The sequence below is a fragment of the Edaphobacter flagellatus genome, assembly GCF_025264665.1.
Taxonomy (GTDB): Bacteria; Acidobacteriota; Terriglobia; order Terriglobales; family Acidobacteriaceae; genus Edaphobacter; species Edaphobacter flagellatus.
Genome location: NZ_CP073697.1, coordinates 3,420,125 through 3,435,789, shown reverse-complemented (window position 1 = coordinate 3,435,789; position 15,665 = coordinate 3,420,125). Strand labels below are relative to the sequence as shown.

12 protein-coding genes are annotated in these 15,665 nt (G+C 55.8%); 2 read left to right on the top strand and 10 right to left on the bottom strand.

Annotation, left to right across the window (positions count from 1 at the left end):
• Positions 1 to 22: 22 nt before the first annotated feature.
• The 3 genes from KFE13_RS14315 to KFE13_RS14305 form a co-directional block, all read right to left on the bottom strand.
• On the bottom strand, positions 23 to 1,540 hold the full coding sequence (locus KFE13_RS14315) for a CehA/McbA family metallohydrolase (protein WP_260703781.1): 1,518 nt from the start codon (positions 1,538 to 1,540) through the stop codon (positions 23 to 25).
• 61 nt (positions 1,541 to 1,601) lie between these two features.
• Complete coding sequence (locus KFE13_RS14310; RefSeq protein WP_260703780.1) at positions 1,602 to 3,209, bottom strand: uroporphyrinogen-III synthase; 1,608 nt, start codon at positions 3,207 to 3,209, stop codon at positions 1,602 to 1,604.
• 772 nt (positions 3,210 to 3,981) lie between these two features.
• Entirely contained in the window at positions 3,982 to 6,699 is a 2,718-nt protein-coding gene (locus tag KFE13_RS14305) for an MGH1-like glycoside hydrolase domain-containing protein (RefSeq protein WP_260703779.1), read from the bottom strand.
• 113 nt (positions 6,700 to 6,812) lie between these two features.
• Between KFE13_RS14305 and KFE13_RS14300 the strand changes: the two genes are divergently transcribed.
• Both KFE13_RS14300 and KFE13_RS14295 read left to right on the top strand, forming a co-directional pair.
• On the top strand, positions 6,813 to 7,652 hold the full coding sequence (locus KFE13_RS14300; RefSeq protein ID WP_260703778.1) for a slipin family protein: 840 nt from the start codon (positions 6,813 to 6,815) through the stop codon (positions 7,650 to 7,652).
• Entirely contained in the window at positions 7,649 to 8,344 is a 696-nt protein-coding gene (locus tag KFE13_RS14295) for an SPOR domain-containing protein (RefSeq protein WP_260703777.1), read from the top strand. The genes KFE13_RS14300 and KFE13_RS14295 overlap by 4 nt, the downstream gene beginning before the upstream one ends.
• A gap of 6 nt (positions 8,345 to 8,350) precedes the next feature.
• Here KFE13_RS14295 and KFE13_RS14290 read toward each other — a convergent pair whose 3' ends face one another.
• The 7 genes from KFE13_RS14290 to KFE13_RS14260 all read right to left on the bottom strand — a co-directional run bounded on the left by KFE13_RS14290 (position 8,351) and on the right by KFE13_RS14260 (position 15,649).
• On the bottom strand, positions 8,351 to 9,067 hold the full coding sequence (locus tag KFE13_RS14290) for a lysophospholipid acyltransferase family protein (RefSeq protein WP_260703776.1): 717 nt from the start codon (positions 9,065 to 9,067) through the stop codon (positions 8,351 to 8,353).
• A 9-nt stretch (positions 9,068 to 9,076) separates the two neighbouring features.
• Positions 9,077 to 10,483, bottom strand: a complete 1,407-nt coding sequence (gene mpl / locus KFE13_RS14285) for a UDP-N-acetylmuramate:L-alanyl-gamma-D-glutamyl-meso-diaminopimelate ligase (protein ID WP_390891578.1) — start codon at positions 10,481 to 10,483, stop codon at positions 9,077 to 9,079.
• A 48-nt stretch (positions 10,484 to 10,531) separates the two neighbouring features.
• Positions 10,532 to 11,491 carry a S66 peptidase family protein gene (locus KFE13_RS14280; protein ID WP_260703774.1) on the bottom strand — a complete coding sequence of 320 codons (960 nt, stop codon included), beginning with the start codon at positions 11,489 to 11,491 and terminating at the stop codon, positions 10,532 to 10,534.
• On the bottom strand, positions 11,488 to 12,291 hold the full coding sequence (gene dapF / locus KFE13_RS14275; RefSeq protein ID WP_260703773.1) for a diaminopimelate epimerase: 804 nt from the start codon (positions 12,289 to 12,291) through the stop codon (positions 11,488 to 11,490). The genes KFE13_RS14280 and dapF overlap by 4 nt, the downstream gene beginning before the upstream one ends.
• A 5-nt stretch (positions 12,292 to 12,296) precedes the next feature.
• Positions 12,297 to 12,938, bottom strand: a complete 642-nt coding sequence (locus KFE13_RS14270; protein ID WP_260703772.1) for an MgtC/SapB family protein — start codon at positions 12,936 to 12,938, stop codon at positions 12,297 to 12,299.
• A 121-nt stretch (positions 12,939 to 13,059) separates the two neighbouring features.
• The gene (locus KFE13_RS14265) at positions 13,060 to 14,724 is read right to left on the bottom strand and encodes a glycosyltransferase family 39 protein (protein WP_260703771.1); all 1,665 of its coding nucleotides are present in this window, start codon (positions 14,722 to 14,724) and stop codon (positions 13,060 to 13,062) included.
• Positions 14,705 to 15,649 carry a PfkB family carbohydrate kinase gene (locus KFE13_RS14260; protein WP_260703770.1) on the bottom strand — a complete coding sequence of 315 codons (945 nt, stop codon included), beginning with the start codon at positions 15,647 to 15,649 and terminating at the stop codon, positions 14,705 to 14,707. Before KFE13_RS14260 ends, KFE13_RS14265 begins: the two co-directional genes overlap by 20 nt.
• Positions 15,650 to 15,665 lie beyond the last annotated feature (16 nt).

Sequence of the window (15,665 nt, the reverse complement as noted above, 5' to 3'; positions counted from 1 at the left end):
TCAAACGATGCAGATCCATTCCTTAGAAGTTCACATAGACAGCATTCCCAAGGATCAGCAGACCGCCATCCTGCGCTCGCACATTCACCCGCAGCCAGTGACGTTTACCATCCGAGACGACCTCCGCCTCCCGCATCGCCTGCTCTCCATCCAGCACAGGCCTACCGCCAAATGCCGTCAGCTCGCCATCACGCACCAGTTCCACATGCGCGCCGTCAAGATGCTCCGCAGTCAACACAAGATGGATATGCGCCCCTGCCGGAGCGTTTAACGCATCCCCCATCATGGCTGTCTTTCCACCAGTCTCCGCAGTAAACGTAATGGCCCGATCACGCGATCCCTGCGCATCCACAAACACGTGCCCTGCGCGAATCCCATCCAATATTGCCTTCTCTGAAAGATTCTCGGCATAGACCACCGTCGTCGGCCTACCGATCGCTGCCTCATGATCCGGCGGATACGTCGCATTATGATTGTCGCTTCCCCCAATCGCCGTCACGCGATGCCCTTCATTCAAGCGCTTCTGCCAGAATGAAACTCCTGCCAATGGCCCATCGGCATTGTCGCCATTGATGGCCTCAATCACATGCACACGGCTGAAATCCGTATCCTTCACCGACCATCCGCACCCCATGCACTCACTGCCCGTCGGCAGCCCCGGATGATTGATCGAAATCAATGCATTCTTTTTCTCCACCTGATCGAGCAGACTCGAAAACGTCGGCACATACTTGCTCGTCAGCCGAAAATCAATAAACTCCGTCGTGCCGTAGACATTCGCATGCCCCTGAAACGTCGTGATCTCGCGTCCCGAAATAAACAGCAGCTTGTCAAAGTAAGGAGCCAGCTCACGCTCCGCATCAAAGTGCGAGATCGTGTTGTGGTCCGTAATCGCAATAAAGTCCAGCCCACGCGCGACCGCCGCCTCAACCGTCTTGTAAAGCGGACAAGGAACCTTCTTCCCCGCCTGGCTCATACACGATCCATCGCTGTGCGCATCATGCATGTGCAGGTCGCCGCGATACCATCCCGCTCCCTCGCGCACCGGAGCAGACTCAAACGTCGAGACCCCAGCCACCTGCCCCGCCCGCCCAAAGAAAACCTTCGACACATACTCCGAGCGCACACCCTTCCCCACACTCGGAACCCCCAGAATCAGCTTCCACACACCCGGCCTTACCGGCCCCGGCAGATACGAAGGTGTCGCATCCGTCTCCGATATCGTGAAAGCGTTCTTGTTGCCTCCACTCCAGCCTCTGAACCTTTCACCATCGAAGAGCCCCAGGTCCACCGTCGTCTGATGCTCATGCTCTGTGTATGAAAACTCGACACTCACGCGCACCACGCCGTCGGGCACCGTAAACGGCACCTCAACATATGTCTCGCGATTCGCCTCTGTGATCGCGCCACGCAGTACAAGGTCAGGCCGTTGCTCCTGCGCACCACTGGCAAGCGAAGCGACAACCAATAAAGCCCAGGCCACACTTGCACGAACACCGGAGCCATTCTTTGCAAAGTAAGAGAAAACAGTTTTCAGCACGTAGCCATTAAACACAACAACCGGACCGTAGCGATCAATCCCACAACATTTTCGATCGCGCTCATGCCTCCGAAGCAGGCGCGGCCTTCTGCTCACTCGCCGCAGCAACCTGCCCTTTGCGAATCTCTTCGCCCAGCAGAATCGCCTCAGCAATCTCCAGCATCGACTTCCGCCTCTGGCGGCTCTCCCGCTGCATCATGCGATACGCCTCTTCTTCACCCACCTTCATATCGCGTTGCAGAATGCCTTTCGCACGCTCGACAGCCTTTCGCGCCTCCAGCCTGCCAGCCAGTTGAGCATTCTCGCTCTCCAGCCGCGCACGCTCCACCTCCGCGCCCACCAGGTAGCACACCGTCGAAAGCAGCCGTACCTCCTGCAGCGTGTGCTGGTAGGAGTGACGATGCTGCAGGTTGATAACTCCAACCACTCTGCCCGCACACATAATCGGCGTCGAAAGCAACGCCTCAAAGCGATCCTCCGGCAGGTTCTTGAACAGCTTGAATCGCGGATCGTCCGACGCATTCGATGCCAGCGCCACCGGCTCACGATGTTCCGCCACCCATCCCGTAATGCCCTGCCCCAACTTGATGCCCAGATGATCGACCACATCGGCGTGCGGATTCTTCGATGCGCGCAATACCAGCTTGTCGCCCTCCAGCACATAAACAAAGCACGAGTCGCACGGAACCACCGTCGAAACAAAGTCCACAATCCGCCCAAGCACCGCATGAAACGAGTCCGCCGCCGCAATGCGGCTCGTAATCTCGTGCAAAAAATCGATTGGAGCAATTGCCGTATTCGCACTTGCCATCGCTGGTGCCTCCTTCTTGGCGGGCTGCACCATCTCTCTCAGTCCCGCCTGCCTCGCACTCATGCTTCTTGCTGCTCCACTCCGCTTCTCGGCAACCAGCGCAGGAGCCTTCTGCGCTGCCTCATTCACCAGAAAACCCATCTTCGGATGCGACGGCTCGAAGTCCGGCGTCACACCGTGCTGCGTCAGCTCCTCCGTCGTCGTCGGGCCAATCGAAACCACCACCAGCGACCGTAGCCCCGCTCGCAACTCATCGACCGACCCCATCTCCGCAGCCACCTGAAACAGATGAATCACCTGCGCCGCCGCTGTAAACAACACCACATCGACGTTGCCGCCCATCACACCCAGCACCGCCTCGCGCAGCGGCTGCACGTCCTCTGGCATCGCCCAGCGATAGACAGGGACTCGCACAACCTCAAGACATCGCCGCGTCAAAGCCTCCAGCAGTTCTGGATTCGGTACGCCATACTCCTGCACGGCCACGTGAAAACCTGCCAGCGAATCGCCAAACCCCGCATCCAGCGCATCCACCATCTCGCGCCACGTATTCGGCTCGGGAGCCACCACAGCCACCGGCACACTCAGTTCCTTCAGCGCCGCCACCGGCTTCGGCCCACGCGCCGCAACCTTTACCTTCTTCAGCGCACCTACCGATTCCTCACGCCGTCCGGCCTTATCCGCAATCTCCACCAGCGCCCGGACACCGACCCCCGTCAGAAACACCACCAGGTCAAACTTCCCCGCAATCAGCGCATCCACAAACTCCATCGCCTGCCGGTTCGACTCCAGCGGCACCTCACGCATTGCAGGCACAACAAAAGGCTCACCCCCATACGTGCGAATCAGCTTCGCCATTTCGTTTGAGCGCCTCGACTCAAGCGACAAAACCCTCAGACCATCAAAACTTCCCGTCGTCATCCCGAATCTCCCCAAAAGTTGGCCCGATACTAAAGGCGAAATTCACCACTTACCGTTACAAATACGGTCTCGACCACCCTGAAATTGCTGCGTTTCGCACTATTCTACAGGCGTATTTGAATTTCAGTTGCGCCTTGGTATCGGCGTCCGGAAACCGGGCACGGATCCCCGGTTCTGAGTACGCGTTCGCTTCTGGACAGAAGTATCATCCTGTGCGGCGTTTAACGCACGTTTGCGCAATGCAGTCGAAGAATCTGCGGGTTTGCCTATACGAACCATGGAGCCTGAAGAAACAGATCTTATGAAAGAAAGAGCTCCAATGACCGTCACACGGAAAGACCGGCCCGCCAACTAAGTCTTTAAACCCACTGAACCAGATGCTTCATTGGAATCGACATATAGAAAATCAGCTCTGCGGTTGTGCCTGCGAGCCCCAAGAAAATCTGTCAAGCCCACCCAAATCACAACTCACACATTTCAAAGGAAATAAACTTCATAAAAAGTGCCGATTAGTTGATCTCGGCTTGTTAAACTAAATAAAGACTTCAAGAAAGGCCCTGCTGCAAGAAGCAGGGCCTTTCTCTTTTAGAATCAATATTTTTAGGGTTAACTCGCCTGAATTCAATATTTTGAGCTGTTGAAAACATGCATAGGCCTGAAAATAAATGGCTTACATCCTACCCCCCGGGGGGTAGGGGCAGCATCCAGATCATTCAATTACTTCGCGTGCAGGTTCCAGCCTCGATGCCAGTAACGAGCTGTTGCCTTCGTCCAGCACGTCGGCTGCACTCACCGTGTCGAACAGATGGATAAACCGGGCAATCACTCCCGTCCATCCCGTCTGATGGCTCGCACCGATTCCGGCGCCGTTATCGCCGTGGAAGTACTCATAAAACAGAATTAGGTCCTTCCAATGCGGATCGGTCTGAAACTTCTCCGTCTCTCCATACACCGGCCTCTGCCCGTCCTTGCCGACGCGAAAGATCTTTGCCAGCCGATTGCCGATCTCCTGTGCAATCTCAAACAGGTTCATCTCAACGCCTGAACCAACCGGACACTCCATCTTGAAGGAGTCTCCGTAGTACTGATAAAGCTGCAGAAGCGACTTTACCAGCAACGCATTCACCGGCATCCATATCGGGCCGCGCCAGTTCGAGTTGCCGCCAAACAAACCGGTCGTCGACTCCGCTGGCTCATATTGCACCGTGTATTTCGTTCCATCCAGATCGAAGACATACGGATTTCCTAAATGCTCGCGCGAGATCGAGCGGATTCCGTACTCGCTCAGGAACTGCGTCTCATCCAGCATCCGCGACAGAACACGCTTCAGGTTGTCCCGGTTGAGAACCGAAAGCATATAACGTCCCTGCTCTCCGGGAACATCCGGATCGTGCAGGTTCGCCGCCAGCTCCGGCCTGCGCTCGAAGAAGTTTCGTGCCCGCTCGCGAAGCCGCGGATACTTCTTCGCCAGCTCCGGAGGAATAATCGACACAGCCGCCAACGGCAGCAGCCCGACCATCGACTTCAACCGCAGCCTGCGGCCGCTCCCATCCGGCGCGTACAACACGTCGTAGAAAAACCCGTCCTGCTCGTCCCACAACTCGTGATCGCTATCGCCCTGCGGATCCATCGCTCCAGCGATCCACAGAAAGTGTTCGAGAAACTTCACCGCAACATCTTCGTAACTCTCATCATGGATTGCGAGCTCCAGCGAGATGCTCAACATGCTCTGCGCAAACATCGCCATCCACGCCGTTCCGTCCGCCTGCTCCAGATATCCACCATCTGGCAGCGGAGCGCTGCGATCGAAGACGCCAATGTTGTCCAGTCCAAGAAAGCCGCCCTCAAAAATGTTGCGGCCGGAACGATCTTTACGATTCACCCACCACGTAAAGTTCAACAACAACTTGCGAGAACAGCTTCTGAGGAAGTCGAGATCGCCAGCACCATACAGACTCTTCTCCGTCATGTAGACATACAGCACAGCCCACGCGTGAACCGGAGGATTCACATCGCCGAAATTCCACTCATACGCCGGAAGCTGCCCGTTCGGATGCAGATACGTCTCGCTGATCATTAGCTCCAGCTGTTGCTTGGCACACTCGATATCCACCATCGCCAGCGCAACCGTATGAAACGCCAGGTCCCACGCGGCATACCACGGATACTCCCACTTGTCGGGCATCGAGATCACGTCTGCATTCAGCATGTGGAACCACGGCGCATTCCGCATCGTCTGCTTCCGGCCCGCGCCGGTCGGATTGTAACCGTGCTCTCTTAGCCAAAGGTCGAGATCGAAATAGTAGAACTGCTTGCTCCACAACATGCCAGCAAGCGCCTGCCGGATAATGTTCTGGTCTTCCGGCTTGCATCGCGCCGGACAAACAGCTCTATAAAATTCATCCGCTTCCTGAATGCGTTCCGCAAAGATCCGATCGAACTCCGCAACAGAGCCAATGCCCGCAAGTTTCGTATCGCTGGTCAACCGCAACCGGATCACCGCTTCACCCTGCGCCTTTACCTTCAACACGTAGTGCGCTGCAGCCTTCGTCCCTGTCTGCGCTGGATTTATAGCGTTCTTGTTACCGTGGATCACATATTCATGAAACGCATCCTTGACGAACGGCACAGAATTTTCCGTACCACTCAACCGCTTCTCGTTCGACTCGTTATTGGTAAATAAAATTTCCTGCGCATCCGGCGCGTAAAAAGAGTAGCTGCCAAGTCTCTCGTGCGTCGCAATGATTGAGTTTGAACCACCGGCGCGAACCTCTGGCTTCTTCTCGCTCTTGCTCTGCCACCATGTATTGCGGAACCAAAGCGAAGGCAGCAGATGGATCGAAGCATCCTCTGCTCCACGGTTCGCAACCGTGATTCGAACCAGCATGTCGTCAGCATCCGCCTTCGCATACTCGACAAACACGTCGAAGTACTTGTCTTTATCGAATACGCCTGTATCGATCAGCTCGTATTCATGCTCGAACTTGGTCCGGTTCGCATTTGCCTCCACTAACTCGTCATAAGGAAACGCGGCCTGCGGATACTTGTAGAGATACTTCATGTAGGAGTGCGTTGGAGTGGAATCGAGGTAGAAGTAATACTCTTTCACGTCCTCGCCGTGATTGCCCTCAGAGTTCGTCAGGCCGAACAACCGTTCCTTCAGGATCGGATCTACGCCATTCCACATCGCCAGAGCAAAGCACAGGTGTTGATGATCGTCCGAGATGCCGGCGATGCCATCCTCTCCCCATTTGTAGGCTTTGGAGCGCGCCTGGTCATGCGTGAAGTAGTTCCAGGCGTCACCGTTCGGAGAATAGTCTTCGCGCACGGTTCCCCACTGCCGCTCGCTGAGATAAGGCCCCCAATGCTTCCACGCTTTGCTTCCCTGCTTGGCCTGCCGCAGACGAACCTGTTCAACTCCGGCCATCGATACACCTCTCTGACAGTCAATTGAAGTGGAGACAAGAAGCGAGAACCCAGTACCTACAGACAGTAGAGCGATCAACCAGAGCCGTCAAACACGCGACGCCATACGTTGCCATGAAAGCGCGTACAATCGCATCGAGCCGCTACTCCCCTCGAGAGGTTCTTCCTGTGGTCGCCAATCCAGTTTTGGTCTTTGTCGTCATCCTTTTTCTCTACATCATCAGTTCCATCAAAATACTCAAGGAATATGAACGTGGCGTCATCTTCCGCCTCGGTCGCGTTCGCGAACGAGCTAAAGGTCCAGGCATCGCACTCGTCTTCCGCCCGCTCGACCAAATGGTCCGCGTCTCGCTGCGGCAGGAAGCCATGGAAGTTCCACCGCAGGACATCATCACCCGCGATAACGTCACCCTCAAAGTCAACGCTGTCATCACACTCCGCGTAATCGATCCAACAAAAGCAGTTATCGAGGTCGCCAACTACATTTATCAGACCTCGCAGTTCTCACAAACCACACTTCGCTCGGTCCTGGGAGAAGTCGACCTGGACGAGCTTCTCGCACACCGCGACCGCCTCAACCAACGCATCCAGACCATCATCGACGGGCACACTGCACCCTTCGGCGTCAAGGTCGTCTCCGTTGAAGTTAAACAGGTCGACCTTCCCGAAACCATGCTCCGCGCAATGGCTAAACAAGCTGAAGCCGAGCGCGAGCGGCGCTCGAAGATTATCCATGCTGAAGGCGAATACAATGCCGCGCAAAAGCTTGTCGATGCGGCAGCTTTGCTCGCGACTCAGCCCATGGCGTTACAACTGCGATACCTGCAAACATTGACCGAGATAGGTGTCGAGAAGAATACGACCATCGTTTTTCCGCTTCCCTTGGAGCTGATGAACTTGCTAAACAAGAGTCTTAGCACGCAATCAGCGACAGAGACGAAAACGAATCCGTGAAGACACGTTATATCGACGACGAAGAGCTTGACCAGGAGCCGAGAGACCGCGAGATATCTCTCGGAGCTACGACGATTCTTGGGATCTTTTTCCTTCTCGCACTGGTCTGCGCCGTCTTCTTCGGCTTCGGCTACAGTATCGGCAAGAAATCGACTGTCGCGGTTGGTTCTACGACAACAGACGCGGTTGAGGCATCCTCCATCAAAACGACGGGAGCCGCAAAACCGTCGCCTGGCGTGGCTCCAGCAGAAACGGCCACAACCAGCGCTGATGATGTTCCGGATACGACGATCTCACAGACAACGTCCCAGCCAGAACAAGTTGCGGTTGTCTCTGCGCCGCCGCCAGCACCCACTAAAAAATCTGCCTCAACAAAGCCTGTAGCGCCTCCACCGGCTCCGGCTCCCAGCAAGGCAGCTGCACCAGTTCCTGCGCCCGCACCTGCTTCACACAGTGCTGCAAGTGGACCAGCTGGAGCTCCGGCCCTTGTCCAAATCGCTGCGGTCTCTCACCAGGAGGACGCCGATACTCTGCTAAACGCTCTCAAGCGACGCGGGTACAACGTCTCGGTTCGGCATGAGCCTCAGGACAAGCTGCTGCACGTGCAAATCGGACCTCTGCCCACTCGTAAGGATGCCGATGCCATGCGCCAGCGCCTGCTCGCCGACGGCTATAACGCCATCGTCAAATAGATACTCCTACTCCAAAGGCTTCATCTCTTCGGGCAAGGCCGCTGCAATCGCATCACGCACGGCGCGCAGCAGGTCTTCGCGCGTCTGGAATTGTGATGGCTCAATCGCAGGCAGAATCTGAATGCGAGCAGCACCTGCGGTAATTGCCCAGCTTCCCTTGCTCATCATCATCTCTGTTCCGGAGAGAGCAATTGGGACAACCGATGCCTGCGTCTCCATCGCGAGAAAGAATGGACCTTTCTTGAAGGTCGAAAGCCGCCCATCACGAGACCGTGTCCCTTCGGGGAAAACCAGAATATTGAGCCCGCTTCGCAGAGCCTCTCCCGCTGCGATCACACTTGCCTGAGCAGCATCACGCTTGCCACCACGCTCCACCGGAACAAACTGGCCCATCCTCATCGCACGCCCCAGAATCGGAATGCTCATCAGATCTTTCTTCAACAGCACCGAACATCTTCCCGGAAGCAATGGAAGCAGAACCGGAGGATCAAGGTTCGAGACATGATTGCACATGAAGATGCAGGATTTTCCCTGAGGCACATTGCTCAAACCAGAGAGGTCGATCCTGATCCCTGCCGCGCGGACGCCCGCATTCGCGATCCACATCGCCACCTTGTACAGCAGGTTCACATTCCCCACCAACATGGAGTAAGGAATACCGATGATCCCCGCAGCGGGACCAAACGTCAGATAGACCAGCAGCAATTTCAACGTGGCAAACATGCAAAACTCTCAGGACAACCGCGCAGAAAGACGCGCCGCGATCGCCGACTCCGTTATGGCCTGTGGCAGCTTCTGGTAAATATTGCCGAAACCGCCATTCGAGAGGATGGCAACGACATCTCCGCTTTTCACCTCAGGCGCAAGCATGGACACAATTGCATCCGCATCCTGGCAGAGCGCCGCCGGTATTCCACGCTCATTCAAGGCATCGACGACATGTTCGGGCACAAGACGCTCGGCAACCGGAATACTCTCGGATTTGAAGACACCGGCCATGACGACCTGATCAGCTAACGCAAGGCTCTCTACAAGCTCGCGCTCAAACACGTTCCTGCGCAGCGTATTCGACCGCGGCTCTAGCACAGCAACCAGCCGTTGCCCAGGATAACTTTCGCGCAGTGCTCGCAACGTCTCGCGAATCGCGGTGGGATGATGCGCGAAATCGTCAATGATCGTTACACCCTCGGCAACCGCCTTCACCTCAAGTCGCCGCTTTACGCTCCGGAAGGTTCGTAATGCCTCAACTATCGCTTCGGATGGAACTCCCTGGCCGAACGCAAGTGCTGCAGCTGCAGTTGCATTCAGCGCGTTATGCTCGCCTGCCATCGGTAGACTGATTTCGGCAAACTTCTCGCCACCTCGCCATAAGGTCCAGTGCGTCAAGGTTCCTTCGTGTCGAAGGTCGGTCATTCTCCAATGAGAATCATCCTTAAAGCCATATCGCTCGACAGCGCAAAATGCATTCGCAATACACTCCCCCACGTTCGCGCTGCCGTCAAAAGCAACAAGCCTGCCACGCCTGGGAATGAGATTAACGAAGCGTTTGAAGGCTATCTTCACTGCATGGAGATCGATATAAATATCAGCATGATCGAACTCAACATGAGTGAGGATCGCAGCTACAGGAAAGTAGTGCAGAAACTTTGGCCCTTTATCGAAGAATGCCGTGTCGTATTCATCGCCCTCAAGGACAAAAGGCACGGTAGGGCGAACCATGAAGCTAGTTCCAAAATTTTCAGCCACACCACCAATCAGAAACGAGGGTGCGAATCGCGATTCGCGCGCAGAGGCCGTCTCGTAGATCCACGCAAGCATGCTCGTCGTCGTCGTCTTACCATGCGTACCGGCAACGACAAGTGGTTCGCGGTTGCTCAGGAACTCCTGATGCAGGATATCTGCCATCGAGCAAAAGGGAATCCGCTCATCGAGCACGCGCTCCAACTCGACATTGCCTCGCGAAATGGCATTGCCCACAACGACAAGATCCGGCCGTCGTTCGAGGTTCCGCTCTGCGTAGGGCTCATGGACTGTAATCCCTATCTCGCGAAGAAGATCGCTCATCGGCGGATACGCTGCTGCATCCGAGCCGGTAACCTCATGCCCTTGCTGTTTCAGCATTCCTGCAAGCGAGGCCATTGCTGTGCCGCAGATTCCTATTAAATAAATATGCTTTTGCATTGGTGACTAGGAAAGATTACCTGAAACAGCTGGCTCCAGAAATTGCATTTGCGGATTTTCCGTATCGCTCAGGTCGAGAGCCACCGGAACCCCCAGGGGGAGCGACCGGTTTGGCCCATGCACATGGCCGCAACGCAATCCAATAGCCACAGGCCCCTCAAAACCGCGCAGGCCATGTCGGATGGCTCGCTCCAGCAGAAGCTGCTCTTCCTCACCGACGCATTGCTCCATATCTCCAAAGACAATACCGCGAACACCATCCAGCTTCCCGGCATATCGAAGATGCAACAGCAACCGATCCCACTGATACGGCTTGGTTCCTATGTCTTCGAGAAACAGCACGCTACCATCAAGTTGCGGCGCGTAAGGTGTCCCCAGCGACGCAGCCAGAATCGAAATGCATCCCCCCAGCAGCTCTCCAGCAGCCACACCTGGCTGGATCACACGCAGACCGTCCATAGCCCCCACACTCCACTCGCTATCGCCCGAGAAGGTATGACTCCAGCTCACCATATCAACGCCATTTTCGCGAGCAAAGTCCGCCGCCACCATTGGCGCGTAAAAACTACTGAGTCCGGCGACGTTCTGAAACCACGTATGCAGCGATGTGTGATCGCTATATCCAATAAATGCCTTAGGATTTGCGCGGATCAACTCCGCATCAAGATGCGGTAGAAGTTCCGCCGACCCCCAACCACCACGCGTGCAGATGATGCCGTCGACCTCTGTATCTGCAAAAGCAGCGTGTAGATCTTCCAGCCGATTTTTCACCGACCCTGCGTAATACAAAGGACCGCTGGCAAGCGCATGCCTTCCCAGCTTGATGCGATATCCCAGCGCTTCCAACTCCGCCATACCGCGCTCGACCAATTCAGGTTTAGGCGCACTCGCCGGAGAGATCACGGCCAGCGTAGCGCCAGGACACAACGCTGCCGGCTTTGCAAAGCGACGCGCAGTTGCAGTCACAGGCCCAGTGCCTCACCACGACAGATGATCTCTGCCGGCCCCGTAAGCCGCATCGCCGCTTCGTTGGAGGGCCATACTGTTTTCTGTGGTCCCCCTTCCGCTACAGCCGTCAGTTCACGTCCTATACCACGCAACGCCATAGCTGCAGCAGAAGAGGCACAGGTTCCGGTTCCTGAAGATGTCGTCGGACCGCAGCCTCGTTCATAGATACGAAAAGCGATCTCGTCATTCGAAAGAATTTTGACAAACTCTACATTCGTTCCGTGCGGAAACAATGGACTTGTGCTGATCTGCGCGCCCAGCGCCTGCCAGGTAAGACCATGGGCGCCAAAGTCTTCACTCTCAGTAAAGAGAACGAAATGCGGATTCCCCACATTCACCATCGCTCCAACAACACTACCAACTCCCGGCAGCTCGATCGTCCGTGGCATCACACGCGGAACACCCATCTCGCTCTCGATCAGGTAAACCGGGTCTGCATTATCGATTACGCGGCAGATACGCGGCCCACCGTGGGTTCCAAAGATGACACGATCTCTTCCTTCGGAGCTTGCCAGCCACGCTGCAACGCATCGCGTCCCGTTACCAGAGAGCTCTGCTTCACTTCCATCCGCGTTAAACAATCGCAGGAAAAGCTCGCCGTTTGGCTTCCTCTCCAGAAATTCAATTCCGTCTGCACCAATGCTGGTGTTACGGCTGCATAGACGCCGCGCCACCATGGCGTGTTGTCTTTTGGCAACCTCTTCTTCAAGAATCAGGAAATCGTTCCCACAGGCGTGCGCTTTTACAAAAGGAATCATCGTTCTTATTCTTCCTCAACATCGCGGAAAGCGACAACCTGATAGTTCGCGTCGTTCTCGCGCAGCTGCTTCAACAACTCCGCATGACGCCTTGCATTGGTTGACACAGCAAAGGTCATACGCTCGAATCCAGCAACATCGTCGCGCTCGAGAATATTCAGATGAATCCCCAGCCGGTCGAGGACGCTTAGCACGCCAACATACATTTTCTCCGTACTCTCGCCACGGACCTCATACAACATCGAATAGTGTTTCCAATTGGAAACGGACTCGAGATACCCCACGGCAGCAAGCGAAATCAGGGTGATCACTGTTGCCAGTACTGCTTCGATATAGAGTCCGGCCCCGCAGGCCATCCCGATGGAAGCAACCACAAAAACAGTCGCTGCGCTCGTCAGCCCAACCACCCGGGCACGGGTGTGCAAAATAATGCCCGCACCGAGAAAACCGATTCCCTGCACAATATTCGACGCAACGCGTCCCTTGTCCGGATTCGTATCGCCAGCCAGCACTGCCGAGAGCATCGTAAAAAATGCACACCCCACACAGAGCAGCATGTTAGTACGCAGGCCTGATGGTTTGTGGCGCCACTCCCGCTCTACGCCAATCACCCCGCCTAACAGGCTGGCAGTGAGCAGACGTGTCACTGTCCCTCTTGAGAGCAACTCCTGGTCAATCTGACTGAAATGAAATTGAGGGACGTACATAAGTCTGGCCCGAGTCTACACCTCGCAAACCCTGTTCTGAGTAAGATTTACGCGGGTGGAATCAAAATCGGTCCGACTTATAGACCCGCGCGCAGGATTGGCCTGTCGTACAGAGAACTACCATTTCGGTAAGCCCCTGCGGATGCTCCCTGACGGCAGCTTCAACCGGGTCTCCTGCAATAGCAACGATATAGGCTGCGTGTTCGGCAGGAGCGGCCAGCGCGGCCTTCCAGCTGTCGTAATCGCTTTCGCTCAGCGTCTGGCGCAGAGGGATTCCAGCCCGTTGCAGCGCACCAACATGGTCAGAGTTGTACATCAGAATCGGTGCGCCCGCAGGAAATGATTTCAGCTCACGCGCTATTGCCTCTTCAAAGGCCACCCGAGTCGTTGAATTCACCATCGCCTCTTTCAAAACCAGCGGAGTGCGATACATCATCACAATCGCATTCACCGCAACCAAAAGCAGAATAAGGGGCTGCATCAGTCGCGCTGCCAAAGGTTGCCGCTCCACCAGCCATCGCTGCAACACGGCTATCGCAACGGTAGAAAAAACGGCAAACGCCGGCAACATCTCCATCCCGTACCGCGAGTTGTAATACGAGTGCGGAATCAGTGGCGGAATGAAAATGGGAACCGAGCCAAACGCAATCGAATAGATGTAGAACGGTAGAGGCACCCACAGCAGCAGCGATGCGAGCTCCAGCCTGCGCCTGATCACAAGCACCATGCCAGCCAATGCCGCCGCCGTAATGGCAAATCCTGTCTCCCACGCCGATGCATCCAACTGGGACGTGCGAAGGTACAAGACTGCGGACCATATCGGATTGTGCCACCCCGGATAGTGATGCGATCCCGGAGGCGTCGTCCGCTTCTCAATCGCGGCGGCGGAATACGGGCCACGAATGAAATCAAGCGGGTCGTGAAAGAAATGTTGGTTATAGGCCAGCCACAGCACTGGTCCCGCCACCGCAAGCACTGTGAAAATTGCAAAACTTACTCTAGTCCAATGGCGCCGAGATGACGACCGCAGCACATGCCACGCCACCACACACCACACCGCCCCGCCGAAGATCCATCCGTCATAGCGCGTAAGCACTGCCGCCAGCACCAGCAGACCCAACCCAATCAGCTTGCGCTGCGCAGGAGCGATTCGCTCGTTGCGGATATCCGCCAGGCACTCCATCGTCAGCAACGTGGCCCATATCAGAATGGCCAGGAACAGCGGCTCCGTCATTGCTGTCGTCGACAGATACAACAGATTCGGATTCAGGCCATAAAACGCCGTCGCCACCAGAGCCCATGGCGGAGCAACCATCCGCCGGGCCAATCTATAAAAGCCTACGGCACTCAGGACATAGCAAAGCAGCGAAGGCCATGCTCCAGCCAGCCCGTTCTGCCACCAGTCCATCCTCTGGACAAACGGCATCATTAGCAGGTGAGGGAGCGGCAGCCACACTCCCCCCAACTGAATCAGCCCCGGATTGCGTGTATCAAGAATGCGCCGCGCTATCCCAAGATGCGCTACCGCATCTCCGTAGAGCAGCAGATAGCCACGAGACACGCATACAACCAGCGCAACAAACGATAAAGCCACAGCAGCCAGCGCTATCGGCATCACCTCTTCACGGCGAGCCGGGCGTACAGCTACATCCAGTGGTGCAAGCTGCGGCGATTCACCCGCAGGCTCCGCGCCGCGGACTTGCCGTCTACGCGCCCGTGTATTCAAGGTGCGATATCTCCTGGAACAGCTTGAACCGTTCTTCAATCTCTTCGTGAGTGACAGCCTGCAGGCGCTCGGTTCCGAAGCGCTCCACGGCAAACGATCCCATCACACCGCCGTAGAACATCGCCTTGCGAAAGACCGTTGGCGTCAACTCAGGCTGTGAAGCTAAGTAACCATAAAATCCACCAGCAAAAGAATCACCCGCACCTGTGGGATCGACAACCTCAGCCAGTGGCAGCGCTGGGGCACGGAAGGGATGAGTCGCTTGTACGCTTCCGCCGAACGATCTCTTGCTGAAGAAGGCCGTCGCGCCATACTCGCCATGCTTCACCACCAGCGTCTTTGGCCCCATCTCGAGAACCTTATTAGCAGCCAGCACCAGATTCTTCTCCTTGGCCAGCATGCGAACCTCGCCATCGTTAATCAGAAGCACATCCAGATCGCGCAACACCTTCGCCAGGTTTTCTGCATGATCGGCGATCCAGTAATTCATCGTATCGCCGCACACCATACGAACCTTCGGCATCTGGCTACGTACACGCGCCTGCAGCACAGGATCGATATTGGCAAGAAAAAGATATTCGCTGTCTTTGTACGACTCAGGAATCTTCGGCTCAAAGGTCTGAAAAACGTTCAGATCAGTCCCCAGCGTCTGCGCCTCATTCAGATTGTTCACATACGAACCTGTCCAGTGGAAGCTCAGCCCATCTGCATGCTCAATACCGGTCGTATCGATCGAACGCTTCTTGAACACACTCTCATGCTCAGCGGTAAAGTCTTTACCAACTACAGCAATCACGCGCACATCGGTAAAGTAACTCGCCGCCAGTGCAAAGTGCGTGGCCGCGCCTCCGAGGCAGTGATCAACTGAACCACTAGGCGTTTGAATACTGTCAAAGGCCACCGAACCGACAACGAGAATCGCCATGAAACCTCTTCCTCAA